This is a genomic window from Variovorax sp. AB1(2024) (assembly GCF_037482385.2).
Classification (GTDB): domain Bacteria; phylum Pseudomonadota; class Gammaproteobacteria; order Burkholderiales; family Burkholderiaceae_C; genus Variovorax.
Window position 1 is genome coordinate 4,680,393 of record NZ_JBBHKP020000001.1, and the last position, 24,384, is coordinate 4,704,776.

The 24,384-nt window shown below is 66.8% G+C and carries 21 protein-coding genes; 6 read left to right on the top strand and 15 right to left on the bottom strand.

Annotated elements, in window-relative coordinates:
- Nucleotides 1-2: 2 nt before the first annotated feature.
- From WIX39_RS21770 to WIX39_RS21795, 6 genes are read right to left on the bottom strand one after another with little or no spacing between them, the layout of a single operon-like run.
- A complete protein-coding gene (locus WIX39_RS21770) occupies nucleotides 3-779 on the bottom strand; it encodes an enoyl-CoA hydratase-related protein (protein ID WP_409195820.1) in 777 nt (258 codons plus the stop codon).
- Nucleotides 776-1,945, bottom strand: coding sequence for a CaiB/BaiF CoA transferase family protein (locus WIX39_RS21775; RefSeq protein ID WP_409195821.1), 1,170 nt, complete (start codon nucleotides 1,943-1,945; stop codon nucleotides 776-778). Before WIX39_RS21775 ends, WIX39_RS21770 begins: the two co-directional genes overlap by 4 nt.
- Entirely contained in the window at nucleotides 1,942-3,324 is a 1,383-nt protein-coding gene (locus WIX39_RS21780) for an FAD-dependent oxidoreductase (protein ID WP_409195822.1), read from the bottom strand. The genes WIX39_RS21775 and WIX39_RS21780 overlap by 4 nt, the downstream gene beginning before the upstream one ends.
- A 51-nt stretch (nucleotides 3,325-3,375) precedes the next feature.
- A complete protein-coding gene (locus tag WIX39_RS21785; protein WP_285409724.1) occupies nucleotides 3,376-4,239 on the bottom strand; it encodes an ABC transporter permease in 864 nt (287 codons plus the stop codon).
- 10 nt (nucleotides 4,240-4,249) lie between these two features.
- Nucleotides 4,250-5,032, bottom strand: a complete 783-nt coding sequence (locus tag WIX39_RS21790) for an ABC transporter ATP-binding protein (protein WP_081267182.1) — start codon at nucleotides 5,030-5,032, stop codon at nucleotides 4,250-4,252.
- 6 nt (nucleotides 5,033-5,038) lie between these two features.
- Nucleotides 5,039-6,070, bottom strand: coding sequence for an ABC transporter substrate-binding protein (locus WIX39_RS21795; RefSeq protein ID WP_081267183.1), 1,032 nt, complete (start codon nucleotides 6,068-6,070; stop codon nucleotides 5,039-5,041).
- A gap of 469 nt (nucleotides 6,071-6,539) precedes the next feature.
- Here WIX39_RS21795 and WIX39_RS21800 point away from each other — a divergent pair, with 469 nt between their 5' ends.
- From WIX39_RS21800 to WIX39_RS21815, 4 genes are read left to right on the top strand one after another with little or no spacing between them, the layout of a single operon-like run.
- On the top strand, nucleotides 6,540-9,290 hold the full coding sequence (locus WIX39_RS21800) for a type VI secretion system Vgr family protein (RefSeq protein WP_409195823.1): 2,751 nt from the start codon (nucleotides 6,540-6,542) through the stop codon (nucleotides 9,288-9,290).
- 13 nt (nucleotides 9,291-9,303) lie between these two features.
- Entirely contained in the window at nucleotides 9,304-11,118 is a 1,815-nt protein-coding gene (locus WIX39_RS21805) for a LysM peptidoglycan-binding domain-containing protein (RefSeq protein WP_409195824.1), read from the top strand.
- A 4-nt stretch (nucleotides 11,119-11,122) separates the two neighbouring features.
- Nucleotides 11,123-11,668 (top strand): hypothetical protein, encoded by a 546-nt coding sequence (locus WIX39_RS21810; protein ID WP_409195825.1) that lies wholly within the window; start codon nucleotides 11,123-11,125, stop codon nucleotides 11,666-11,668.
- A 58-nt stretch (nucleotides 11,669-11,726) separates the two neighbouring features.
- Nucleotides 11,727-13,565, top strand: coding sequence for an ATP-binding response regulator (locus tag WIX39_RS21815; RefSeq protein ID WP_409195826.1), 1,839 nt, complete (start codon nucleotides 11,727-11,729; stop codon nucleotides 13,563-13,565).
- A 12-nt stretch (nucleotides 13,566-13,577) separates the two neighbouring features.
- Here the strand turns inward: WIX39_RS21815 and WIX39_RS21820 are convergent, their stop codons facing one another.
- The 3 genes from WIX39_RS21820 to WIX39_RS21830 all read right to left on the bottom strand — a co-directional run bounded on the left by WIX39_RS21820 (nucleotide 13,578) and on the right by WIX39_RS21830 (nucleotide 15,435).
- Nucleotides 13,578-14,153, bottom strand: a complete 576-nt coding sequence (locus tag WIX39_RS21820) for a hypothetical protein (protein ID WP_409195827.1) — start codon at nucleotides 14,151-14,153, stop codon at nucleotides 13,578-13,580.
- A gap of 92 nt (nucleotides 14,154-14,245) precedes the next feature.
- Nucleotides 14,246-14,893, bottom strand: a complete 648-nt coding sequence (locus WIX39_RS21825) for a response regulator transcription factor (protein ID WP_409195828.1) — start codon at nucleotides 14,891-14,893, stop codon at nucleotides 14,246-14,248.
- Between the two features lie 53 nt (nucleotides 14,894-14,946).
- Nucleotides 14,947-15,435, bottom strand: a complete 489-nt coding sequence (locus WIX39_RS21830) for a MarR family winged helix-turn-helix transcriptional regulator (RefSeq protein ID WP_106933947.1) — start codon at nucleotides 15,433-15,435, stop codon at nucleotides 14,947-14,949.
- 46 nt (nucleotides 15,436-15,481) lie between these two features.
- Here WIX39_RS21830 and WIX39_RS21835 point away from each other — a divergent pair, with 46 nt between their 5' ends.
- Nucleotides 15,482-16,987: an FAD-dependent oxidoreductase gene (locus tag WIX39_RS21835; protein WP_409195829.1), complete on the top strand. Its 1,506-nt coding sequence runs from the start codon at nucleotides 15,482-15,484 to the stop codon at nucleotides 16,985-16,987.
- A 102-nt stretch (nucleotides 16,988-17,089) separates the two neighbouring features.
- Nucleotides 17,090-18,742, top strand: a complete 1,653-nt coding sequence (locus WIX39_RS21840; protein ID WP_106933945.1) for a GMC family oxidoreductase — start codon at nucleotides 17,090-17,092, stop codon at nucleotides 18,740-18,742.
- A gap of 286 nt (nucleotides 18,743-19,028) precedes the next feature.
- Here the strand turns inward: WIX39_RS21840 and WIX39_RS21845 are convergent, their stop codons facing one another.
- Genes WIX39_RS21845 through WIX39_RS21870 form a run of 6 tightly spaced genes read right to left on the bottom strand, consistent with a single transcriptional unit; the run spans nucleotide 19,029 to nucleotide 24,384 of the window.
- Nucleotides 19,029-20,051: a LacI family DNA-binding transcriptional regulator gene (locus WIX39_RS21845; RefSeq protein WP_409195830.1), complete on the bottom strand. Its 1,023-nt coding sequence runs from the start codon at nucleotides 20,049-20,051 to the stop codon at nucleotides 19,029-19,031.
- 52 nt (nucleotides 20,052-20,103) lie between these two features.
- Nucleotides 20,104-21,087, bottom strand: coding sequence for a 2-hydroxyacid dehydrogenase (locus WIX39_RS21850; protein ID WP_409195831.1), 984 nt, complete (start codon nucleotides 21,085-21,087; stop codon nucleotides 20,104-20,106).
- Between the two features lie 5 nt (nucleotides 21,088-21,092).
- On the bottom strand, nucleotides 21,093-22,046 hold the full coding sequence (locus tag WIX39_RS21855; protein WP_081267192.1) for a sugar kinase: 954 nt from the start codon (nucleotides 22,044-22,046) through the stop codon (nucleotides 21,093-21,095).
- Nucleotides 22,047-22,056: 10 nt separating this feature from the next.
- Nucleotides 22,057-22,806 (bottom strand): sugar phosphate isomerase/epimerase family protein, encoded by a 750-nt coding sequence (locus tag WIX39_RS21860; protein WP_106933942.1) that lies wholly within the window; start codon nucleotides 22,804-22,806, stop codon nucleotides 22,057-22,059.
- Nucleotides 22,806-23,561 carry an amino acid ABC transporter ATP-binding protein gene (locus tag WIX39_RS21865; protein WP_409195832.1) on the bottom strand — a complete coding sequence of 252 codons (756 nt, stop codon included), beginning with the start codon at nucleotides 23,559-23,561 and terminating at the stop codon, nucleotides 22,806-22,808. Before WIX39_RS21865 ends, WIX39_RS21860 begins: the two co-directional genes overlap by 1 nt.
- A 25-nt stretch (nucleotides 23,562-23,586) precedes the next feature.
- Nucleotides 23,587-24,384, bottom strand: a complete 798-nt coding sequence (locus tag WIX39_RS21870) for a transporter substrate-binding domain-containing protein (protein ID WP_106933940.1) — start codon at nucleotides 24,382-24,384, stop codon at nucleotides 23,587-23,589.

The window sequence follows — 24,384 nt, forward strand, 5'->3', positions numbered from 1 at the left end:
GCCTAGCGGCCCAGCCACTGCGGCTTGCGCTTCTGCTGGAAGGCCAGCACGCCCTCGTCGGCATCCTGCGACTGCAGTGCCGCCACCAGCGCCGGCAGCCGCACGCGGTGCGCCTCGGCCGGCGCCAGCGTGCCGGTGCGGCGCACCACCTGCTTGATGGCCTTGAGCGACAGCGGCGCGCAGGCCAGCATCTGCTGCACCCAGCGGTTGACGGCCGTGTCGAGCTCGGCGCGGGGCACCACCTCGTTGACCAGGCCCATCTCCAGCGCGCGCTGCGCCTTCACGCGCTGGCCGGTGAGCATCATGCCCATGGCCTGGCGGTAGGGAATCTGGCGCTGCAGCAGCAGCATGCCGCCGTCCAGCGGGAGCCGGCCGACCAATGGCTCGGGCAGGCCGAAGCTGGCCTCCTCGCAGGCCACGACGATGTCGCAGCCCAGCACCATCTCGAAGCCGCCGCCCAGCGCGAGGCCGTTGACGCGCGCGATCACCGGCACGTCGAGCGTCTCGCGCAGCGCGATGCCGCCGAAGCCGCCTGGCCGCGCCGCCGCCCAGTAGTCCACGCCCTTGAGGTTGGAGGTGTTCTTCAGGTCGGCGCCGGCGCAGAACGAACGCTCGCCCGCGCCGGTCAGCACCACGGCGCGGATGTCGCTGCGCGACTCGATGTCGCTCCAGATGCGCTGCAATTCGGCCTCGGTCGGCAGGTCGACCGCGTTGAGCACCTCCGGCCGGTCGATGGTGACCGTGGCGACGTGGTCGATGACTTCGTAGAGCACGCTCATGCATCGGCCTCCTCGATCAGCGCGCGGGCTTCGGCCAGCACCTCGGCCGTGTGCTGCCCGAGCCTGGGCGGCGCGCGGCGCAGGCCGGCCCTGGCGCCCGACATGTGGATGGGGCTGGCAATGAACTTCAGCGCACGGCCCGACGGCGTGCCGCCCTCGAGGATCATCGCGTTGTGCAGCGTCTGCGGATCGACCAGCGCCTCGCGCATGTCGCGCACGGGGGCTGAGAGCAGGTCCTGCTCTTCGAGCTTCGCAAGCCAGTGCTCGCGCGTGTTGCTCGCAAAGCGCTCGTGGAAGATCGCATGCAGCGCCGCCTTGTTCTCGAACTGCGCCGACAGCGTGGCGTAGCGCGCGTCGAGCGAGAGGTCTTCGATGCCCAGCGCGGTGCAGATGTCGCGCAGCGGGTTGGCCTTGAAAGCGCCCACCAGCACCAGCGGCCCGGTCTGCGTGTCGAACACGCCCGACAGCGGCATGGCGGCCCAGTTCACCTCGGAGTCTTCCATCATCACCATGGCCGCCTCCTGCATCTGCATGGCCAGCATGGAGTTGTAGAGCGACACCGAGATCTTCTGCCCCTCGCCCGTGCGCTCGCGCTGCAGCAGCGCCAGCAGGATGCCCTGCACCATGTGCATGCCGGCGGTGTAGTCGGCCAGTGCCGTGGGGTAGATCGACACCGGCACAGAGGCGTCGGCGCGCCGCGCCATCACGCCGGTGAGCGCCTGGGCCAACACGTCCTGGCCGCCCTTGTGGGCGTAGGGGCCGGTCTCGCCGAAGCCGGTGCCCACCGCGTAGATGATGCGCGGGTTGAGCCGCTTGCAGTCTTCGTAGCCCAGGCCCAGCCGCTCCATCACGCCGGCGCGGAAGTTGTTGGTGACCACGTCGGCGCCGGCGATCAGCGCCTTCACCAGCTCCATCTGCGCCGCGTCGCGCAGGTCGATTTCCACGCTGCGCTTGTTGCGGTTGAGGCTGCAGAAGATCGGGTTGTCTTCACCCGCCACCGGCGCGAAGGTCGAGCGGCTCAGGTCACCCGCGCCCTTGCGCTCGACCTTGATCACGTCGGCGCCGTGGTCGGCCAGCATCTGCGTGCAGACCGGGCCCATCATGACCTGCGTGAAGTCGATCACGCGGATGCCGTCCAGCGGCAGTGCATCGGCAGCGGTCGTCATGCGGCCTCCTTCGCGAAAGAACGGGCGATGGCCGGCACGTCGGCGTTCGGCCCCTTCTGGTCGCCGGGGTCGGCGCCCTGGGCACGCAGCGTCTTCTGCAGCTTCGCGATGTCGACCTCGCGCACCGTCACGCCGGCGTTCAGGACCAGCGCCGCGGCGGTGCCGGTGGCCTCGCCCATCGCCATGCAGGGCGGAATCTCGCGCGAGATCTTCTGCGCCGCCGAGGTGGCCGAGTAGTGGCGCCCGGCCACCAGCAGGTTCTCGACGCTGCGCGGCAGCAGCGTGCGGTAGGGGTAGTAGTAGTCGCGCCCGCGCGCCACGCTGTCCTCGAAGCGCGTGCGCTGGGCCACGTCTTCCTTGGTCATCACATAGGCGCCTTCGAGCAGTCGGGTCTGGCGGATGCCGGTCTGCGGTGCCATGTCGATCAGCACGCACTTCGAGAAGCCCGGCAGATGGGCACGCACGAACTCGATCACCTTGTGGATGGTGGCGCGGCCCTGCACCTCGGCGCGCGTCAGGTCGCTCACCTTCAGGCCGTCGAGGCCCGGCATGTGCGGGCAGTTGCACCACACCACGCCCGGCAGCGGCGTCTTGAGCCACCATGCTTCCCAGGCGCCGCCGAGCATGTGCTTGATCTCGCGGTCCAGCGCCTGCCAGGCCACGGGCTCCTCGCGCTCGAAGCGTTCGGCTTCCTCGGTGTCGACACCGCCGAGGCGAAACACGGTCGTCACGATGTAGCTGCCGCTGATGTGCGGCGCGCCGGCCGATGCCGCCACGTCGAGGTCGCCGGTGGTGTCGATCACCACCTTGCCCAGGATGGCTTCGCGCCCGCCCTTGGTTTCGCAGACCACGCCCCTGACCTTGCCGTCTTCCACCAGCGTGCGCGAGAACCACGAGTGCAGCCGCAGGTCGATGCCGGCCTGCAGCACCATCTCCAGCGACGTGCGCTTCCACGCATCGGGGTCGAAGGCGGCGGCGAAGCAGATGGGGTGCGGCTTCTCCTTGCTGTGGAAGTCGTAGGTGCCCCAGCGCTTCCAGCGGCGCACCGATTCGGGCAGCGTGCCCCAGTCCTGCTGGCGCGGGTACTCGGCCAGGCCGAGCGCGGACATGCGCTCGATCATTTCCAGGCAGATGCCGCGAACCGAAATCTCCTGCTGGTGGCTGTCCCACATGTCGTCCAGCACCAGCACCATGCCGCCCGAGGCCAGGCCGCCCAGGTGGTTGTAGCGCTCCAGCAGCGTCACGCTCGCACCGTTGCGCGCGGCGGCCAAAGCCGCGGCCTGCCCGGCGGGGCCGCCGCCGACCACCACCACGTCCGATTCGGCTGCCACGCGAACGTCGTGCGCGGGCTCCTGCATCCAGTCGCCAATACGGCTCATAAAAATCTCCTGTTGAATGTCTGGTTGTGTTTTTGGAATGCGCCCGAACGGTCAGGGCGCGGCCTCCGGCTGCCAGCGGATGACCCAGCGTTCGGCCAGCGTCACGAGCAGGAAGAACAGGCCCGAGAGCGTTGCGCTCATCACGATCGCGGCGTAGAGCAGCGGCGAATCGAAGTTGAAGGTGGCCTGCAGAATCATGGCGCCGATGCCCACCGTGGCACCCACCCACTCGCCCACCACCGCGCCGATCACGCACATCGACGCCGCGATGCGCAGGGCCGAGAACAGGTAGGGCAACGCGTTCAGCAGGCGCAGGCGGAAGAAGATCTCGGTCTTGCTGGCCGACAGCACGCGCATCAGCTCCATCGCCTGCGGGTTGACCGACTCCAGCCCGCGCACCATGTTCACCAGCGTGGGGAAGAAGCACACCAGCGCGGCGATGGTGATCTTCGGCTCCATGCCGTTGCCCATGATGAGCACCAGCACCGGCGCCTTGGCCACCAGCGGCACGGCGTTGAACATCAGCACCACCGGAAAGAAGATGTCCTGCAGCGTCTTGTTGTGCACGAAGACCGTCGCAACGGCGATGGCCGCGAGGTTGCCCAGCACGAAGCCGCCGGCCGCCTCGAAGGCCGTGGGCAGCAGGTTGTCGAGCAGCACGTCGCGCTTGGCGTACAGCGTTTCCAGCACGGCCCACGGCGTGGGCGCAATGAAGGGCTTGACGCCGAACGCGACGATCACCAGCCACCACAGGGCGATGAGCCCGACGATGCCCAGCGCCGGCAGGATGCGGCGGCGCCAGATGCGCTTCTGCCGCGCGGCGGCCCAGGCCAGGTATTCGGGATCGGCCGAGGGCGGCGCGCCGATGGCGCCCGGCGCCCCGGGCACGGTCGTATCGATGGAACGGGTATTCATGGCTTCGGCCTCAGCAGGTTTCCAGCACGCGCCGCAGGTGGCTCGTGAGTCGGACGAACTCGGGGGTCTCTCGCATTTCGAGCGTGCGTTCGGCGGGCAGCTCCACCGGCACGATCTCGCGCACGCGGCCGGGGTTGGCGGCCAGCATCAGCACGCGCTGGCCGAGAAAGGCCGCCTCGTGGATGCTGTGGGTGACGAAGAGGATGGTCACGCCGGTCTCGCGCCACACGCGCAGGATCTCTTCGTTGAGCCTGTCGCGCGTGATCTCGTCGAGCGCGCCGAAGGGCTCGTCCATCAGCAGGATCTTGGGGTCGCTGGCCAGTGCGCGCGCAATCGACACGCGCTGGCGCTGGCCGCCCGACATCTCGTGCGGAAAGGCGTTCAGGCGGTCCTTCAGGCCCACCAGCTCGAGCAGCTCCCGCGGCGAGCGGCGGCCCTTGCGGCTTGCGCCGCCGCCCACCTGCAGCGGCAGTTCCACGTTCTGCAGTGCGGTGCGCCAGGGCAGCAGCGCCGCGTCCTGGAACACGAAGCCGATGTCGCGGTTCTTGCGCGCGGCCTGCGGCGTGGAAGACAGCACCTCGATGCGGCCCTTGCTCGGCTGCAGCAGGTCAGCCACCACGCGCAGGAAGGTCGACTTGCCGCAGCCCGAGGGGCCCAGCAGCGTGAGGAACTCGCCCTGCGCCACGTCGAGGTCCAGGCTCTTGATGGCGGTGACGTCGCGGCGCTCGGTGAAGAAGCGCACGCCGATGTCGCGGCAGGCGATGGCGGGCGGTGTACTGAGAACGGCGGCCATGGCGCGTCAGCCCTTCATGGCGCGCGCGGCGGCGGTGGCCTTGAGCGCGTCGAGCGAGATCACGTCTTCCACCTTCGGCGTGCGCGCGGTGAACTGGCCCAGCTCCGCGTAGGTGTTGATCTGCTCCTGCCACACGGCCGGGTCCATCGCGCCCCAGCCCTGCGTCTGCGCGAGGCCGCCGAAGGCGTATTCGAGCATCGCGTCGACCGCCACGCGCTCGTCCTCGCGCTTGAGGTTCGGGTACTCCTTCACCAGCATGTCGACCGACGCATCGCGGTTGGCGCGCACGTAATGCCAGCCCTTGGCGGTGGCGCGCAGGAAGGCCTCGATGACCTTGGGCTGCGTCTCCAGCGTCTTGGTCGATGCGTAGTAAGGCAGCGCATAGAGGCGCACGCCCGCGTCCCACTGCGTGAGCGAGGCGATGTCGGGGCCCAGCACCTTGATGGCGGTGGTGTTGGTGAGCCAGCCCGTCACCACGTCGACCTGGCCGGTGAGCAGCGGCGACATGTCGGCGCCGATGGAGACCACCTTGACGTCTTTCTCGGCGATCTTGTTCTTGGCCAGCAGCGCGCGCAGAAGAATGGCCGCCGTCGAAGGAATGCCCACGCGCTTGCCGATCAGGTCGGCCGGCTTGCGCACCGGGTTCCTGGCGAGCGAGAAGTAGGTGTAGGGGTGCTTCTGCGCGCCCACCGCGAAGCACTTGATCGGCAGTCCCTGCGACACCGCCAGCATGATCGACGGGCTCGACGACACCTGCCCCACCTCGTAGCGGCCCGAGGCGATGATGGCCACGCCGTCGATGTTCGGGCCGCCGGGCTGGATCGCGAAGTCGATGCCTTCCTGCTCGTAGAAGCCCATGCGCTTGGCGACCACTTCGCCGATCTGGTTGCCGCCGACGATCCAGCCCAGCTGCATGTTGATGCGCGCCTTGCCCTGCGCGAAGGCGTCGACCGAGAGCAGTCCGCCGGCGGAGAGCCCGCCCGCGATGAGCGACGTCTTGAGAAGGCTGCGGCGACCCGGGTCGCGGAGGTTGGCCATGTCGGATTCCTTTTCTTCGATGCGATGAGGTGAAGTCGTTCGGCTCTTGTGTGCCGCCTTGCGATGCGGACGAAGGCATGTGAGGCAGCGAGGCGAATGCTAGGAGTGCGGTGCGCGCGCACCAAGCACCGTTTTTCGCAACGGGCGAACTAAAAAATAGTTCCCCTCGCGCGCGCCCAGCGACATTGCGGTGCATGCGGCACGAGCGCATGCACCAGCTTCGGGAAAACCATGAGCACGCGACAAGTCCTGCCGCCCCGCGCACATTCGGCTCACACAGATTGCCAATGCTTGCAGGCGCACACAGGCACGTGTACTCATTCACGAATCCGCGGCGTATCTCGCAACGGGCACCAGGGAAACCCCGAGCGCTTTCATACTCCGCAAAAACCAATGGCCGATTACGACTGAAGCGGCCGCGATATCAGGGAGGAACCACCATGTCCATCTTCGATAGCCCGGCTTTGCCATGACGCGCCGGGTCACCATTCAAACGCCGTTGGGAGAGGCGCTTCAGTTTCACCGGCTGGCGGGGCGCGAGGCATTGAGCCGGCTCTACGACTTCGAAGTCGACCTGCTCGGCAACAGCAACGGCATCGACGCGAAGATGCTGCTCGGAAAGCCCGCCACCGTGGCAGTGCAGACCGAGAGCGGCGGCGCGCGCTACCTGGGCGGCATCACCGCGTTCTTCGGGCTGACCGAAGTGGACGCCCGCCAGAGCTTCTACCGCATGAGGCTGCGCCCGTGGCTGTGGCTCGCAACGCTTCGAAGCGACTTCCGCATCTTCCAGGGCAAGACGGTTCCCCACATCCTCGCCGAAGTGCTCGGCCGCTATGAATATCCGGTGGAGCAAAGGCTCAGCCGCGAATACCGGGTGCGGGACTACTGCGTTCAGTACCACGAGAGCGATTTCTCGTATGTCTCTCGCCTGTGCGAACTGGAAGGCATCTGCTACTACTTCAGGCACGAGGCGCAGCGCCACGTTCTGGTGCTCGCCGACGACATCGCAGCCTCGCACGACCCGCTGCCGGGCGGCGAGACGGTGCGCTTCCATCCATCGGAGAAGGCGGGCATGACCGGCGGCAACCGCGCCAACCCGGGCGAGCGCATCTTCGAATGGAAGCCCGGTGAAGAAGTGCGCTCCGGCCTTCACTTCACCGACGACTACGACTTTCTCAAGCCCGCGGCCGATCTCTCGAGCCAGCGACAGGCGCCAGCCGGGCACACGCACGACGACTTCGAATGCTACGAATGGCCCGGCGGCTACACGCAGCACGACGACGGCGAGATCCACACGCGCATTCGCACCGAAGAGCAGCTGAGCGAACGCTGCGTTGCAAGCGGGCGCTCGAACAGGCGCGAACTGGCGCCGGGCCATGTCTTCGAACTCGCCAATCACCCGAGGGACGACCAGAACCGCAAGTACCTGCTGACCAGCGTCGAATACGAACTGCAGGAAAACATCCAGGCCAGCGAAGGTGCCGGTGCCGGCGAAGGTTCCGTCCAACGCTTTGCCTTCGAAGCGCAACCTGCCGACCACGCATGGCGGCCCCGGCGCGTCACGCCGAGGCCTCGCACGCGCGGGCCGCAAACGGCCATCGTGGTCGGCCCGAAGAACGAAGAGACGTGGACCGATCGCCATGGCCGCGTCAAGGTGCAGTTCCACTGGGATCGCCTTGGCGCGCGCAACGAGAACTCCAGCTGCTGGGTGCGCGTGTCCATGTCCTGGGCGGGCGACACCTTCGGCACGGCGGCGTTGCCCCGCGTCGGGCATGAGGTCGTCGTCGATTTCCTGAACGGCGACCCCGACTGCCCCATCGTCACCGGGCGCGTGTTCAACGCCACGAACATGCCTGCATGGCGCCTGCCCGACCAAGCGAACCTGTCAGGCATCCGCAGCCGCGAACTGCGTGCCGACGACGGCTCCGGCCGTGCAGGCGGCGCGCGCGGCAACCACCTGGCACTGGACGACCACCCCGGCAAGATCCAGGCGCAACTCAAGAGCGATCACCTCTGCAGCAGCCTGAGCCTTGGCCATATCGGGCGCATCGACGGCACGGAAGGCCGCGCGGACGACCGGGGCGAAGGCGCGGAACTGCGCACGGACGGCCATGCGTCGGTTCGCGCCGCCAAAGGACTGCTGCTCACCACCGAGGCGCGCCCCGATGCGCAAGCGCATATCACCGACCTCGGGGAGACCGTCGCCCGCCTGACGGCGGCGCGCGACCTGCACGAACGCCAGAGCCGGACCGCGCAGGAGGCCAAGGCGCACGAAGCGGGCGACCAGGACGCGGTCACGCAAGCTCTCAAGGAACAAAACGACGCCATCAAGGGCGGCTCGGAACACGGCACGTTTCCCGAGCTCCGCGAGCCGCACCTCGTGCTCGCCAGCGCGGCCGGCATCCAGAGCACCGCGGCCGGCGCCACCCACATCGCCAGCATCACGCACAACGCACTGAGCAGCGGCGGCCACACCAGCATCAGCGCGGGCAGGAGCTTCCTGGTCAGCGTCAGGGAAGCCGCGCGACTCTTCGCCTACAAGGCCATCCGCCTGACTGCCGCCACCGCCGGCATCGACATCGTCGCCCTGCAGAACAGCATCAACCTGCTGGCCAGGCTCGACATCAAGCAGGAGGCCGACCGGATCAGCATCACCGCCCGGGAAGAGATCGTGGTCAGCGGCGGCGGCAGCTTCACCAAGTGGAACCGCGCCGGCATCGTGCATGGCACCCAAGGCCTCTGGCGTGAGCATGCGCGCACCCACAGCTACGCCGGCCCGATGGACATGGCCAAGCTCCAGCGCATGGAAGGCGTGAGCCACGACGACAAGTACAGCGTGCGCTTCGCGCCGCTGGGCAGCGACGAAGTGTTCGGGCACATGGCCATGACCGGCCTGCCCTACCGGATCGTCGACGAGAAGCAGCAGACCAGGGCCGAAGGCGTCATCCCCGAGGACGGCCGGCTGCCCCGGATCGAATTCGACACGCCCGACGAGGCCGTGCTGATCGTGGGCGAGGAGGCCTGGGACTGGAGCGAGGTTCCGACGACCAGCACGCGTGACGCCGACTCCGACGCAGCCGGGCCCGAGGAGAGCGACGGTCTGGACGACGACCCGCCGGATCTCGAAGGCTGGAAGTACGCACAGCCTGGGGGGAGCACGGGGCCCGACCACTTTCTCTCCGAGTCCTCCGTGCAGGCTTACCTGAACGGACCGGGCTGAAAAGTCAACGACCATGCCCAAGCTGATATCCGCCACCTACCACCCCAACATCGAAGTCGCCGAGTTCATCTGCGAAGACGGCCGGCACCTGCTGCGCTCGGGCGGAACGCTGCCATGGCGCATCAACAACCCCGGGGACCTGACAGCCCGGATGGTGAACGGCCTGCCTGCTCCGAAAAAAGCGCGGGGCTACGTCGGGTTCGCCACCACCCGATCGGGCAGGACATTCCTGATATTCCCCGACGAAGACGCGGGTCGAGCCGAGCTGAAGGCGAACCTGAAGCGCATGCACGGCGAACGGACCATTCCGGAGGCCATTCCCGCCTACGCACCCAAGCACGAGAACAACACCGGGAAATACATCGACGACCTGCTCAGGACGAGCGGCATCCCGGCCATCAGGAAGATCAACGAATGCACCGGCGCCGAGATTGAAAAGATCGTCGACAGCATCGCGACGATCGAAGGCTTTCACGCACGGCCGGAAACCCGCAAGGAGACATGGGTGGCCGTGAGCAGGATCAACGCGACGGATGGCAGCCAGCCCCTGCCTGATGCGGAAATCATTCTGCAGAGGGAAAACGGCGAGGAGAGGTTGAAGTCGGATGCCACCGGGCGGTTTCCTCCGGTGATTCATCCGGCGGACAGATCGACCGTGGCCGTCAAGGTGATCGGTCCCAAAGCCAAGGAGCCGGTGCAGATTGGATCTGTCGGCGGCGAGACGGGCAAGGATTTCAACCTGCTGGCGAAGTTCAGGAAATGGAAGGGCGTTGCGGGATCGGAAAAGATCAATAGCTCGACGATGGCAAATGAAAAATCGATCCGGTACGTGGTCCAGCCCGGAGACAATCTTTCCAAGATTGCGAAGCTCTACCGCACCAGTACTGCCGCCATCAAAGCCAACAACAATTTAGACAACGACAGAATTTACCCGGGTGAAGTATTGTTGATCAGCGGGATCAGCAAGAAAAGTCCATCAGCAACAGCGCCCTCGGCTACCAAAAAATCGTTGTCTACAGCCCCGGCCCTCTCGGCGAAAAATTCCAGAGCATTAAATTCCCCGCCGCCAGCACCATTGCTCGGCCAGGGTGTTTCGGATTCGGTACGCTCCAAAGAAGGAGTCGGAAAGATTTTGGCATTGATCCATCCAATACCGGGCCGGGCACCATGGATGGCCATAGCGATTGCAGAAGCCAAGCTCAGATATGGACAGCGAGAGGAAGTGATTGAAAAGGAGATCGACTACCACGTTGAAATCGGAGATGGATCCAGATCTCTCTCGAACATGGCGTGGTGCGCCGCCTTTGCCAACTGGTGCCTGTCGAAATCCGGCTATCCGGTAACTAACACCGGCTTTCGAGACCGCCGAGCCACTCTAGGCCGTGCTCACGGCTTCTACGAAATGGACGAAAAAGAAAAAATAAGGAACCCCTTGTTCGCGGAATTGGATAAGCCAATATACGGAGCCATTGCGGTTGCTACATACAGAGGCGGGCACGGATACCACGTAGGCTTCGCGTATGGCAAGGAGGGGCCGGGAAACCTCATCCTGCTCGGAGGGAATCAGGACGACAAGATCAAGTTTTCCCCATTCAACATGTCGCTGCTACAAACTCTAGAAACCTATGGAAAGGATGGGAGAAAAATTAAAAAGACAATCAAGCATTCCAAGTTTTTACGGTACTTCGTACCGGTTTCCTACTTCAGACAAGCTCAGAGAGATCTGGCGGAGCCCGGGCTGGATCAGCTAGATGTTGACGATTTGAATAAATTGATTGGCATACCTCCCCGCGAGAAGGGCAAAGTTCATAAAACCAAAACCAATTAAAGGCATGAATTCAAAATCCAAATCCAGCCACTGCGCTACGGCAGCATGGCTCATCTCGATCATTTTGTTCTTCCCCGTGAATTCTTTCGCGGGGAGCAGAAGCGATCACTTCGCAGCATGGATCAACCTTGAAACAACCGCGAATGGAAAAGCCGTTTCAAAAATAATTGATAGTTTCGCCAACAGCAATCGAATCGATTCGACCTGCAACATAGAATGGGAAAACAACGACTCTCTCCTGTATCTGAACAGCCGCCAATTGAAGATTCCAGCAGAATTGACAAGAAGGGTTTTCATCGAAAGAGACAACTCATCATTCAAGGAATTAAGCCTTATATTGAGGTCTTTCAGAGACCCGGATGCCAATGTTCGCGACGGGCTGGATGGCCTGTTTTTCTATGATGAAGAAAATTCATTGCGCATGATGAGCTTCACCACGGGTCAACGAAAGATAAAAGTTTATCCTTCCATATTGAAGGCAAGCACCGACCCCAGAAAGATTGAACGCGCTTTTTGCACTCTTCTTCCCCCGATTGTTCGAGCTCCGTAGTTTTCAACTGCGGAGATAGTCTCTTGGATTCGAAGTCCGATCTCCACGCCGACCGCGCATGACAGCCCCCTCCTCCCCGTCCGAATCCGAACGCATCTTCGAAGTCCAACTCTCCGTCCTCCTGCGCAGCTTCCCGTTCGCGCTGGCCGGCTCTGTCATCTCGGCCTGCGTGGTGGCGTACGTGATGCTGGCGGTCGTGCCGCGCACGCAGGTGGCCGCATGGATCTCGGCGACGCTGCTTGTCGCGGCCTTCCGGTTCGGCGCGATGCTGTACTACGCGCGGACACGCAGCCGCCCTGGGGCGGGCGAGCGATGGCTGCGGCAGATGGTGTTCGGCAACATCGCCTCGGGGATCCTGTGGGGGTTGCCGTTCGCCTACTGGACCTTCTTCGTCCCACTGGAGTACCAACTCTTTTTTCTCGTGATACTGCTCGGCCTGGGCACCGGCGCCACTTATTCGAACTACATGGTGCTGCCCGCCGTGTATGCGTTCGTCGTGCCGACTTTTGCGCCGACCTTCATCGCGCTCGCGGCCCAGCCTTCGGCGGTGAACCTGGCGCTGGTTTCAAGCGGCGCGGCCTACCTGGTGGCTACTGTTGCCTTCATCCATCGCATGAACCGCACGCATTTGAACGCGCTGCGGCTGGGCTATGAGAACCTGGCGCTGCTGCAGCAAGTGCGCCTTGAAAAGGAAGCCGCCGAACGCAGCGACCTGGAGAAGTCGCGCTTTCTCGCGGCGGCGAGCCACGACCTGCGGCAGCCGGTTCACGCGATGAGCCTTTTCCTCGGCCTGCTGGCAAACGAGCGGCTGTCGCCGCATGGCCGCTACCTGCTGGACAACATCACCAAGGCCAGTGCCGCGATGGGGCATCTGTTCGATGCCCTGCTCAATATCTCGCGGCTGGATGCGGGCGTGATCCATCCGCGCATCCGGGGTTTTGCGCTCGACCGGTTGCTCGACCAGATCCGTACCGAATACACGCCGCAGGCCCGGCAGAAGGGACTGGTGCTGAAAGTGCGGCCCTGCGCCGCCTTCGTGCGCTCGGACCCGATGCTGCTGGAGCGCATCCTGCGCAACCTGGTGAGCAACGCCATAGCGCACACACCACACGGGCGCGTGCTGATCGGCTGCCGCAGGCGCGGCGGGGACGCGGTGCGCATCGAGGTCTGGGACACCGGCCCGGGCATTCCGCAGCACGAGCATGAACGCATCTTCTGGGAGTTCCATCAGTTGCGAAATCCCGAGCGCGACCGCGGCAAGGGGCTGGGCCTGGGCCTCGCCATCGTGCGGCGCACCGCCGCGCTGCTGGGGCACTCGCTGTCGCTGCACTCGGCCGAGGGCCGCGGCACGGTCTTCATGCTGAGCGTCGATGCGCAGCAACAGGCATCGGCGCCGGACATCACTGGTGCCGAGGGCGGCGTGACAGCCGCGACGCAAGCGCGCGCACCCGTTGCCGCCACGCAAGCGCACGCGAAGCCGGCCACAGGGCAACTGATCCTGGTGATCGACGACGACGCGCAGAACCGCGAAGGGCTGAGGCTGCTGCTCGAAAGCTGGGGGCATCGCGTGATCGCGGCCGCCGGGCCGGACGAACTTGTCGAGCAGATAGCCGAGGTACCCGGCAAGCCCGGGCTGATCGTGAGCGACTATCGCCTGCGCGATCACGAGACCGGGATCGAGGCCATCGACCGCTTGCACGAGGAATACAACGACTCTGCGATTCCCGCATTGCTGGTGAGCGGCGACACCGATCCTGCGCGCCTCATCGAGGCGGCCGCGCGTTCCATTCCGATCCTGCACAAGCCGGTGGAAGTGGATGCGCTGCGCGAGTGGGTCGACAGGCTGCTGCTCGCGGCCGACGGGAACGCTCGGCCTCGAGAGGCAGAGCCGGGTTGATGCTGTTCCTGCTCACGAAGATCTCGATGCACTTGGCGGGCGCGCCACGGCGCCGCGCCGCCGGCGAACGCCCGGGCTGGCGTGGAGCCAGCGCGAGCGAGGCGCACGGCCTGGGGATTCATCGGGTCGGGCATCTTCCTCAGCATCGGCCTGTGGCCGTATCCGCCGCACGGCCAGTGCGCGCGTCCGCGAAGGCGCGCCGGTCTGTCGCTGGCGCTGCGGCACTTGGTGCCGCTCGAAGCGCAGTTCCTTCTGCTTCAGGTAGTGCATGAGCACATGCGAGACCATGTTGAGGCCGAAGGTGCCGAAGGCGGCCGGGAAGATATAGAGCGCGATCGACAGCGCCGACGAGAACACCAGGTCGTCGGCCAGCGACGGCGTGGCCCGGGCCATGGTGGCCAGAGCGCGCAGCAGGAAGATGTCCACGCCCGCCAGCATGATCAGCAGAAGGCCGAAGCCCAGCACGGTGACCTTCGAGAACTCGCGCCTCACGAAGAGCATGATGAAGATGGCGGTGGGCAGCACCAGCGAGCAGAGCACCAGGCCCCAGAAGCGCATCTCCGTGAATACCGTTGCGTCCGAATGCATGAGGCCAAATTGAGCCACGTGCGAAGCGGCACAAGTTGTCTGCCGGGTGAACCGCGGGTAAAGGCGGCCGGCGGAAAGGGGCGCCGCGCTGCCTAGCGAGGCTTGCCCAGCATGCCGGCGCGGCGCGCCACGATCGTGGCCTGCGTGCGGTTGGACACGCCGAGCGCCGCAAAGATTGCGGAGATGTGGGCCTTGACGGTCTTCTCGGAGGTCTCCAGCCGCTCTGCGATCTGCGCATTGCGCAGGCCCTCGCACAGCAGGTGCAGCACCTCGGTCTGCCGCGCGGTCAATTGGCTCAGGCTGTCGGTCGGCATCGACAGCACCGGCAGCGGCGAAGCGCCCTGTGGCGACACATGCACCACGTTGTCCTCACCGCCGACCACACGGCGCAGCGCATCCAGCAACTGCCGGCTGTCGGCGGACTTGTGGACGAAGCCTTGCGCGCCGGCCTCGAGCGCGGTCTCCACGTCATGCGGATCTTCGGAGGCCGACAGCACCAGGATGCGCAGCCCGCCCCTGCGCCGGTGCAGTTGCTGCACCAGCGCGGCACCGCCAAGGTCGGGCAGGTAGTAGTCGGTCATGACGGCATCGAGCACGGGCAGCGCAGACAACGCCTGCAACGCTTCGCTGCCGGTGCTGGCGGTTTCGATGGTCATCGACGGCTGCGCCTCCCGCAGCGCGAGGCGCAGGCCCTCGCGGAACATGGCGTGGTCGTCGATCAGCAGAATCGTGGAGGGCATCCGCCGATTCTGGCCGCAAGCCGATAGCAGCTCCGGCTCATCCCTGCGCGCGGTCACTTCCCGCCCGCGGGTGCGCCTTCGATGTCCGCCGCGAACTTCTGCAGCAGCCGCACCAGGTCCTCGAAATCCTGTGGCTCCCACTTGTCGAAGATGCCGCGCGCAAGCCGTTCGCGCGCCGCATCGACGGCATCGGTCATCGCCTTGCCTTTAGGCGTCACGACCGCCTCGCGCACGCGCCGGTCGTGCGCGCCGCCCTGGCGCTCGACCAGACCCAGGCTCTCCAGCTTCGCGACCTGCCGGCTGACCGTCGTGTGGTCGCGCCCGGCACGGTCGGCGAGTTCGACCACGCCGATGGGCCCGACCCGTTCGATGCCCACCAGCAGCGGGAACAACGCGCGGTCGAGAGAAATGCCCGCTTCGCGCACCATCGCCTCGTCTCGCTGCGGACGGTTCATGACGCTCACCACGGTGAGCAACGCACCGTGCAACGCGCGCAGCTGCGCGGAGATATGTGCATCTTGCACATTTATTTTCTTTGGCATAGCATCCGCTCCTAATAGGTGCATATTACACACATCGGAGCTTGCCATGACCCAGGACTTTTCCACGGACGTGCTCATTTGCGGCGCCGGCGCAGCCGGCCTCACGCTCGCCATCGACCTCGCGCGGCGGGGTGTTTCCTTCCGACTCATCGAGAAGATGGACGCGCCTTTCCAGGGCTCGCGCGGCAAGGGAATCCAGCCGCGAACGCAGGAAGTCTTCGAGGACATGGGCATCCTCGACCGGGTCGTCGCAGCCGGCGGCCTGTATCCGCCCTCGCGGGAATACCACCCCGACGGTAGCCATGTCGATTCGCCGGTGATGACGCACACGCCACCGACGCCAGCGGAGCCCTACGGCATTCCTTTGATGGTGCCGCAGTTCCTCACCGAAGGCGTGCTGCGCGAGCGGCTGGCCGAGCTCGGACACCGACCGGCATTCGGCTGCGAGCTTGTGGCGTTCGAGCAGAACGAAAGCGGCGTGACCGCGCGGCTGGCCAGTGCGGCAGGCGAAGAGACGCTTCGCGTGCGCTTTCTCGTCGGCGCCGACGGTGGCCGCAGCTTCGTGCGGCATGCGCTGGACATCGGCTTTCCTGGCAAGACGCTGGGCGTGCGCGCGGTGGTGGCCGATGTCGTGCTGTCCGGCCTGGAGCGCGAAGCCTGGCACCGTTTCAACGAGGGCTCGATGGATGCGCAGATGTCCCTCTGCCCACTCGCCGGAACGCAGCTGTTCCAGCTGCAGGCGCCGATACCGCTGGAAGGCGACATCGATCTTTCTGCGCAGGGCCTCTCTGCCATGGTTGCCGCGCGCACCGGCCGCAACGACATCCGGATCCACTCGGTCTCGTGGGCCTCGGCCTTTCAGATGAACGCTCGCCTGGCCGACCGCTACCGGGCAGGCAACGTGCTGCTGGTCGGCGACGCCGCGCACGTCCATCCGCCAACGGGCGGCCAGGGACTGAACACCAGCGTGCAGGACGCCTGCAACCTCGGCTGGAAACTGGCGGCCGTTGCAGCTGGCGCTCCCAAGACCTTGCTCGACAGCTACGAGGAAGAGCGTCGCCCGGTTGCGGCGGAAGTGCTCGGGCTCTCCACGAAGCTGCTCGTCGATGCGAAGCGCGGCGACATGCGGCGCGGACGCGAGGTGCATCAGCTCGACCTGGGCTACCCCGGGTCGTCGCTCGCGATGGAGCAGCCGGAACGCGCCGGCAGCCGTCTGTGCGCGGGCGATCGCGCGCCCGATGCGCCGGTGCGCGGCGCCGCCGGACAACCGACGCGCCTGTTCCAGTTGTTCAAGGGTGCGCACTGGACCCTGCTGGGCTGGGAGACCGATCGCCGCGGCATCGCGCCACGGTCGGGCCTGCACATTCATACCTTCGGCGACGGGGGCGAGTTGCACGACGACGGCGGCCACTTCCGCGAAGCCTACGAACCCATGCCCGGCGATTGGGTGCTGGTGCGCCCCGACGGCTATGTCGGCGCCATCGTGGCCTCGGCCCGCATCGAGGCACTGGAGGCCTATCTGCAGACCGTTGGCCTGGGCCTGCCGCACTGAGGGAAAACGCCAAGCCCCGCCCCCGCGTTCATTCCTACAGTCGCATTCGTCCGCTCCACAGAGCGAGCGCAGGCGGCAAATAACAAAAGGAAGAGACACGCCATGGAATTCGACTACGTGATCGTGGGCGGCGGGTCCGGCGGCGCCACGCTGGCCGCGCGGCTCAGCGAAGACCCCGCCGTACAGGTCTGCCTGATCGAGGCCGGCGGCGACGGCCGCGGCGTGCTGGTGCGGGCACCGGCCGGCGCGGCGGCCATGCTGTCGGGGCGCCCGCGCATCAACAACTACGCCTACCAGACCGTGCCGCAGCCGGGCCTGAACGGACGCCGCGGCTACCAGCCGCGCGGGCGCTGCCTCGGCGGCTCGAGCGCCATCAACGCCATGCTCTACGTGCGCGGCCATCCCGGCGACTACGACGACTGGGAGCGCGCCGGCTGCGCGGGCTGGTCGTTCGACGACGTGCTGCCGTGGTTCAAGCATGCGGAGGGCAACCAGCGCGGCGAGAGCGCCATGCACGGCGCGCACGGCCCGCTGCAGGTGGCGGACCAGCAGTCGCCGCGCGAGATCACGGAGGCTTTCGTGCGCGCCGCCATGGAGTGCGGCATTCCACGCAACGACGACTTCAACGGCAGCGTGCAGGAAGGCGCCGGGCTCTACCAGGTCACGCAGTTCCATGGCGGCGACAGGAACGGCGAGCGCTGCTCGGCCGCTGCGGCCTACCTGCATCCGGTGATGAGCACGCGGCCCAACCTCACGGTACTGACCGGCACGCAGGCGCAGCGCGTGCTGCTCGACGGCCGGCGCGCCACCGGCGTCGAAGTGCGCCGGGGCGGCAACATCGACACGCTCTCGGCGCGGCGCGAGGTGGTGCTGTGCGGCGGCGCGTTCAACTCGCCGCAGCTGCTGATGCTCTCGGGCATCGGCGACCCGCAGGAACTGCAGCGCCACGGCATCGCGGTGCGGCATGCGCTGCCGGGCGTGGGCCGCAATCTGCAGGACCATGTCGATTTCATCCTGTCCTATCGCACGAAGGCCAAGGGCCTGCCCGGACTGGGGCCCGCGGGGCTCTTCAATTTCGTGAAGGCCATTCCGCAGTGGCGGCGCACGGGCAAGGGCCTGATCTCGACGCCCTTTGCCGAGGGCGGCGCTTTCATCAAGTCATCGCCCGAGTTGCGCCGGCCCGACCTGCAACTGCATTTCGTGATCAGCCTGGTGGACGACCATGCGCGCAAGCTGCATGGAGGTTTCGGCTTCTCGTGCCACGCATGCGTGCTGCGGCCCAACGGGCGTGGCGACGTGCGGTTGCACGACGCCGACCCGGCATCCGCACCTCGCATCGACCCGCGCTTCCTGTCCGACGCGCAGGACGTGGCGCTGCTGCTGCAGGGCGTGAAGAAGATGCGCGAAATACTGCGCGCCCCTGCCCTCGCGCCCTACCGGCACAGCGAGCTCTACACCGCGAACGTGCAGACCGACGAAGAGCTGGAGCGGCACATCCGCGCGCGCGCCGACACCATCTATCACCCGGTGGGCACCTGCAAGATGGGCACCGACGCCATGGCCGTGGTCGACGCGAAGCTGCGCGTGCACGGCATCGCGAACCTGCGCGTGGTCGACGCCTCGGTGATGCCGACGCTGATAGGCGGGAACACGAACGCGCCGACGATCATGATTGCCGAGCGTGCGGCTGACTGGATGCGGGGGCCGATCACTTTTGACCGTGCTGTGCAGGATGCTCGGTCTCTTGTTGCTTGATGCTTGTGCGTTGTTCGGGGGTGCGTGCACAGGCCACCGGGTACTCCCCTCCGCGAATGTCCCCCGGGCTTCGCCCTCCTCCTTTATTTCGCTGCGGGGAGCACCCGGCGCCCTGTGCACGATGGACGCGGCTCTGGTGCCTGCCGATCAACCAGTGCTCTGAACGCTCACGCCGATGGGGTGCCTTGCGCAGCGAAATAAAGGGGGAGGCCGCAGGCCGGAGGACATTCGCGGAGCAAGGTACCCCGTCGGCGTGAGCGCGCCCAGAACAAACACAACCACGCAGCTAAGCGTGAGAAGACCCGCGCACCACCAACTCCCCAGGCAACAACAACTGACGAGGCGGCTCCTCCAGCCCCCGCAGCCGCTCGATGAGGCAGGTAGCCGCCGTGCGGCCGATGGCGTCGGTGGGCTGGGCCACAGTGCTCAGGCCGGGACCGATGAGCGAGGCCCATTCGGGATCGTCGAAGCCGACGAAGCCCAGGTCGCTGCCGAACTGCCACCCCAGCCGTGCCATCGCCTGCGCCACGCGCAGCGTGACCACCGCATTGCCCGCGACCACCGCCGCGCGGCGGCCGCGCCTGGCGCGCTGGCGCAAGGCGCGCAGGGCCTCGTCGAGCGCGTCGCTCTCGCCCTCGACGCATTCGAAAATCTCGCCCGCCACGCGCGGCTCGTGCGCCGCCACGCATGCGCCGAATGCGGCCGTCCGCTCGCGCCGCGAACTCACGCCCTTCTGCGGCTCGGTGACGTACAGCAGCTCGCGATACCCGCCCTCGACCAGATGGCCGCAGGTGGCCGTCATCGCGGCATGGTTGTCGAGAGAGACGAAGTCGGTGTGCATGCCGGTGTGGCGGCGGTCCACCAGCACGGCGGGCTTGCCGTGCAGCGTGACCGCGTCGACCACGTTGCTGCCGCGCCCCAGCGTGTTGAGGATGAAGCCGTCGACCTGGTAGCCCGCGAGCGCATCGATGGCTTCGCGCTCGCGTTCGCTCTCGTTGCCGAGGTTGAACAGCATCACCAGGTAGCCGGCGTCCTGGCAGGCCTTCTCGGCGCCGCGCAGCACCGCAACGGAATACGGATTGGTGATGTCGGCCACGATCAGGCCGATGAGCCGCGAGCGGCCATGGCTCAGCGCCTGCGCCATCGGGCTCGGCGAATAGGCCAGCTTGGCGATGGCCACTTCGACGCGCGCGGCGATGTCGGGGCTCAGCAGCCGCTCGCGGTGGTTGAGGAAGCGCGAGACGGTGGCCTTGGAGACACCGGCCGCCTCGGCGACGTCGGCGATGGTGGCGCGGCCGGTGGGCTTCATGGTCTTGCTCCTGCCCTCCCCCAGCGGGGAAGGGAGAAAAGCCTGGCACCGGTCATGCGCTCGCCGTGTCGTACGGCGCCGTCGGCTTCTCGCCGGCCAGCACCTGCAGCAGATTGGTCGTCGCCAGCTCGGCCATGGCGTGGCGCGTCTCGTGCGTGGCCGAGCCGATGTGCGGCAGCGGCGTCACGCGCGGATGCGTGCGCAGCGGCGAATCGGCCGGCAGCGGCTCTTTCGCGAACACGTCGAGGCCGGCGGCGCGCAGCGTGCCGTGGTCGAGTGCGTTCAGCAGCGCGTCTTCGTTCACCGTGGCGCCGCGGCCGCCGTTGATGAAGGCGGCGCCCGGCTTCATGCGCGCGAAGAAGGCGGCGTCGATCATGCCGCGCGTGGCATCGGTCAGCGGCAGCATCGCGAGCACGATGTCGGCGCGCGCGAGCAGGTCGTCCAGCGGCGTGTGCGTGGCGCGGCCTTGCAACTCGGGCGCCTGCGCGGCCAGGTCGACAGGGCGGCGTGCGTGGTACAGCACCGGCATGCCGAAGCCCAGTGCGGCGCGGCGCGCCACGGCCTGCCCGATGCGGCCGAAGCCGAGGATGCCCAGCGTCTTGCCGTGCACGTCGGTGCCGAAGAGTTCTTCGCCGATGTTCTTGGTCCAGCGGCCTTCGCGCACCAGGTTCGACAGTTCGACCACGCGGCGCTGCGTGGCCATGAGAATCGCGAACACCGTGTCGGCCACGGTCTCGGTCAGCACGTCGGGCGTGTGGCACAGCACGATGCCGCGCTTGTGCAGTTCGGCCAGCGGGTAGTTGTCGACGCCGACCGACACGCTCGAAATCACCTGCAGCTGCGGCGCCGCGTCGAGCAGCGCGGCATCGACCGGGTGGCTGGAGCCGATCAGCCCGTTCGCGGTGCGCAGCGCGGCGGCAAAGGCTTCGGGCTCCTTGCGCGGATCTGCCACGGTGACATGGTGCGCGGCCCGCAGGCGCGCGAGCTGGTCTTCAGGCAGCGGCCGGAAGACGAGGATGTTCTTTTGCTGCGTCATGGCGTTCAGAGCCCCGCTTCTTCGAGTTGCGCCCGCGTCGGCAGGCCTTCGGTGTCGCCCAGCACCTGCACGGCGCGCGCGCCGATCCAGGCGCCGCGGCGCACCGCGTCAGGCACGCTGCGGCCTTCGAGCAGTGCGCTCACCACGCCGGCCGCGAAGCCGTCGCCCGCGCCCACGGTGTCGATAACTTCCTTCACCGGGAAGCCGTCGACGCGGCCGGTGCCGGCCACGTCGCTGTCGTAGTAGGCGCCCGCCGCGCCGAGCTTCACCACCACCAGCTTCGCGCCGCGCTCGCGGTAGAACCTGGCAACGTCCTCGGGCTTGTCGTGGCCCGTGAGCAGCAGGCCTTCTTCGATGCCGGGCAGCACCCAGTCGGCGCGCGAGGCCAGTTCGTTGACCCAGTGGCGCATGGTGTCGGTGGACGACCACAGCGTGGGGCGCAGGTTGGTGTCGAACGAGATGGTGCGGCCGGCGGCGCGCATCACGTCCATGCTCTTCAGCGCGGCCTGCAGGCTGGTGTCGGAGATGGCGGCGAACACACCGGTGGCGTGCAGGTGGCGCGCTGATCGCAGCCAGGCTTCGTCGACGTCGGCCGGGCCCATGTGGCTCGCGGCCGAGCCCTTGCGGTGGTATTCGATCGGCGGGTCGCTGCCGTCGGTGACGCGGCCCTTGAACTGGAAGCCGGTGCGCTGCGTGGCGTCGGTGATCACGTGCGAACAATCGATGCCTTCGGCGCGCATCGCGGCCAGCAGCGCACGGCCCATCGAGTCGGTGCCCAGCCGGCTGGCCCAGCCCACCTTCAGGCCCAGGCGCGAGAGGCCGATGGCCACGTTGGTCTCGGCACCGGCGGTGCGCTTGTGGAACGACTGGGCGTCCTCCAGCGGCCCCGGCCGGTCGGCCACCAGCAGCAGCATGGCTTCGCCGAAGAGAGCGACGTCGAAGGCGGTGGGTTCTGTCATGTCTGTTGTTCTAGCTCTGTGCGCGCGCGGCGCGGATGAAGTCGATCTGCGCGCGGGTGACGGCCGGCAGGTCGTCGCCCACGAGCGGGTATTCGATGGCATGCGGCACGTCGGCCGGCAGCGCGCGCAGCACGGCACGCCATGGCGCCACGGAATCGCCCAGCGGCACCGCCACCCACTTGTGCGGCATGCGCTGCGCGCCCTTGCAATGCACGTAGCGCACGCGGTGGCCGAGTGCCTGCGCGGCCTGCAGTGGGCATTCGCCGACCCAGTGCCAGTTGCCCATGTCGAAGGTCATGCCGAGCGAAACGCCGGCGCGGTCGGCCACGTCGAAGAAGGTCTGCAGCGCGGCCAGCGTGCCGGCGCGCACGGTCTGATCGTTCTCGATGACGAGTTCGATGCGCGTTTCCGCGAGCTCCACCTTCAGGCCCCAGAGCGAGCCGTGCGACGAAGCCTGGAAGTCGCCGATCGACATCTTCAGCCGCTTGGCGCCCACGCGCGTGGCGGCCGCGATGCCGCGCTTGAGCGCGGCGCTGTCGAGCCAGCCGCCCTGGGCCCACAGGCCCTCGGGGCTGGAGTAAACGGATGCCAGCCCGTTCAGCGCGGGCAGTTCCGCGTCGGCGTCGCGCAGCATCTCGCCGCGCACCTCCACCGAATCGGCACCGGCGGCCAATGCCAGTTGCGAGCACCAGAGCTGGCCGTGCCGGCCCACCTCGGCCGCGCCGAAGGACGACAGAGAAATCAGGACCTCGAAGGACATCAGTGGCCTTGGTGCGAACTCAGGATCTGGCCGAGGAACTGGCGCGTGCGCTCATCCTTCGGGTTGCCGAAGAACTCTTCGGGCGGCGCCTGCTCGATGATCCTGCCTTCGGCCATGAAGATCACGCGGTCGGCCACGCTGCGGGCGAAGCCCATTTCGTGGGTCACGCACAGCATGGTCATGCCGTCTTCGGCCAGGCCGATCATGGTGTCGAGCACCTCCTTGACCATCTCCGGGTCGAGCGCGGACGTGGGTTCGTCGAACAGCATGATCTTGGGCGTCATGCACAGCGCGCGCGCGATGGCCACGCGCTGCTGCTGGCCGCCGGAGAGCTGGCTCGGGTACTTGCCGGCCTGCTCGGGAATGCGCACCCGCGTGAGGTACTTCATGGCAATTTCCTCGGCCTGCGCCTTGGTCATGCCGCGCGAGCGCATCGGTGCGAGCGTGCAGTTCTCCAGGATGGTGAGGTGCGGGAACAGGTTGAACTGCTGGAACACCATGCCGACCTCGGCGCGCACCGCGTCGATGTTCTTGCCACCGGCCGTGAGGTCGATGCCATCGACCACGATGCGGCCCTTCTGCACCGTCTCCAGCCGGTTGATGCAGCGGATCAGCGTCGACTTGCCCGAGCCCGAGGGCCCGCAGATCACGATGCGCTCGCCCTGGCGCACCGACAGGTCGATGCCGGTCAACACCTGGAATTCACCGTACCACTTGTTGACCGCTTCCATGCGGATGATCGATTCCGTCGTCATGCCAGGATTTCCTTCAGCTCGGGTCTCAGTTCATTTTCGGCATATCGGCCTGCAGCCACTTTTGATACAGCTTGTTCAGCTCGCCGTTGGCGGTGTTCTTCTGCACGAACTCGTTCACCGCCTTGTGCAGCTCTTCCTGGCCGGGGCGCATCGCGATGCCCATCGACTGCTGCACCAGCGTGAACTTGTTCTCGAAGGTGTTGGCGGGCACGCGCTTGGCGATCTGCGCGGCCACGGTCACCGAGCAGCCGATGGCGTCGACCTGGCCGGAGATCAGCGCCTGCATGGCCGATGCGTCGTCGTCGAAGCGGCGGATCTCGGTGCCTTCCGGGGCGGCCTTGGTCACGGCCACGTCTTGCGTGGACGCACGGGCCACGCCCACGCGCAGGCCCTTCAGGTCGGCGGCGGCCTTGATCGGCGTCTTGCTCGCGCCGTACAGCACGATGGTGGCGGCCGCGTAGGGCTGCGAGAACTGCACCTGCTTCGCGCGCTCGGGCGTGATGGCCAGCGAAGCCACCAGCAGGTCGACCTTGTTGGTCAGCAGGAAGGGAATGCGGTTCGGGCCCGTGACCGGCACGATGTTGGCCTTCACGCCCCAGTCCTTGGCCAGCAGCTTGGCCACGTCGGCGTCGTAGCCGTCGGGCTGGTTCTTGGCGTCGGTGGTGCCGTAGGGCGGAAAGTCGACCAGCATGCCGATGGTGATCTCGCCCTTCTTCTTGATGTCGGCCACGCTCTGCGCGGAAGCGAAGGGAGCGAACACGGTCAGGGCGGCGCCGAGGCCGAGGGCTGCGATCGCCGCGCGGCGGGTGGTGGTACGGGTCAT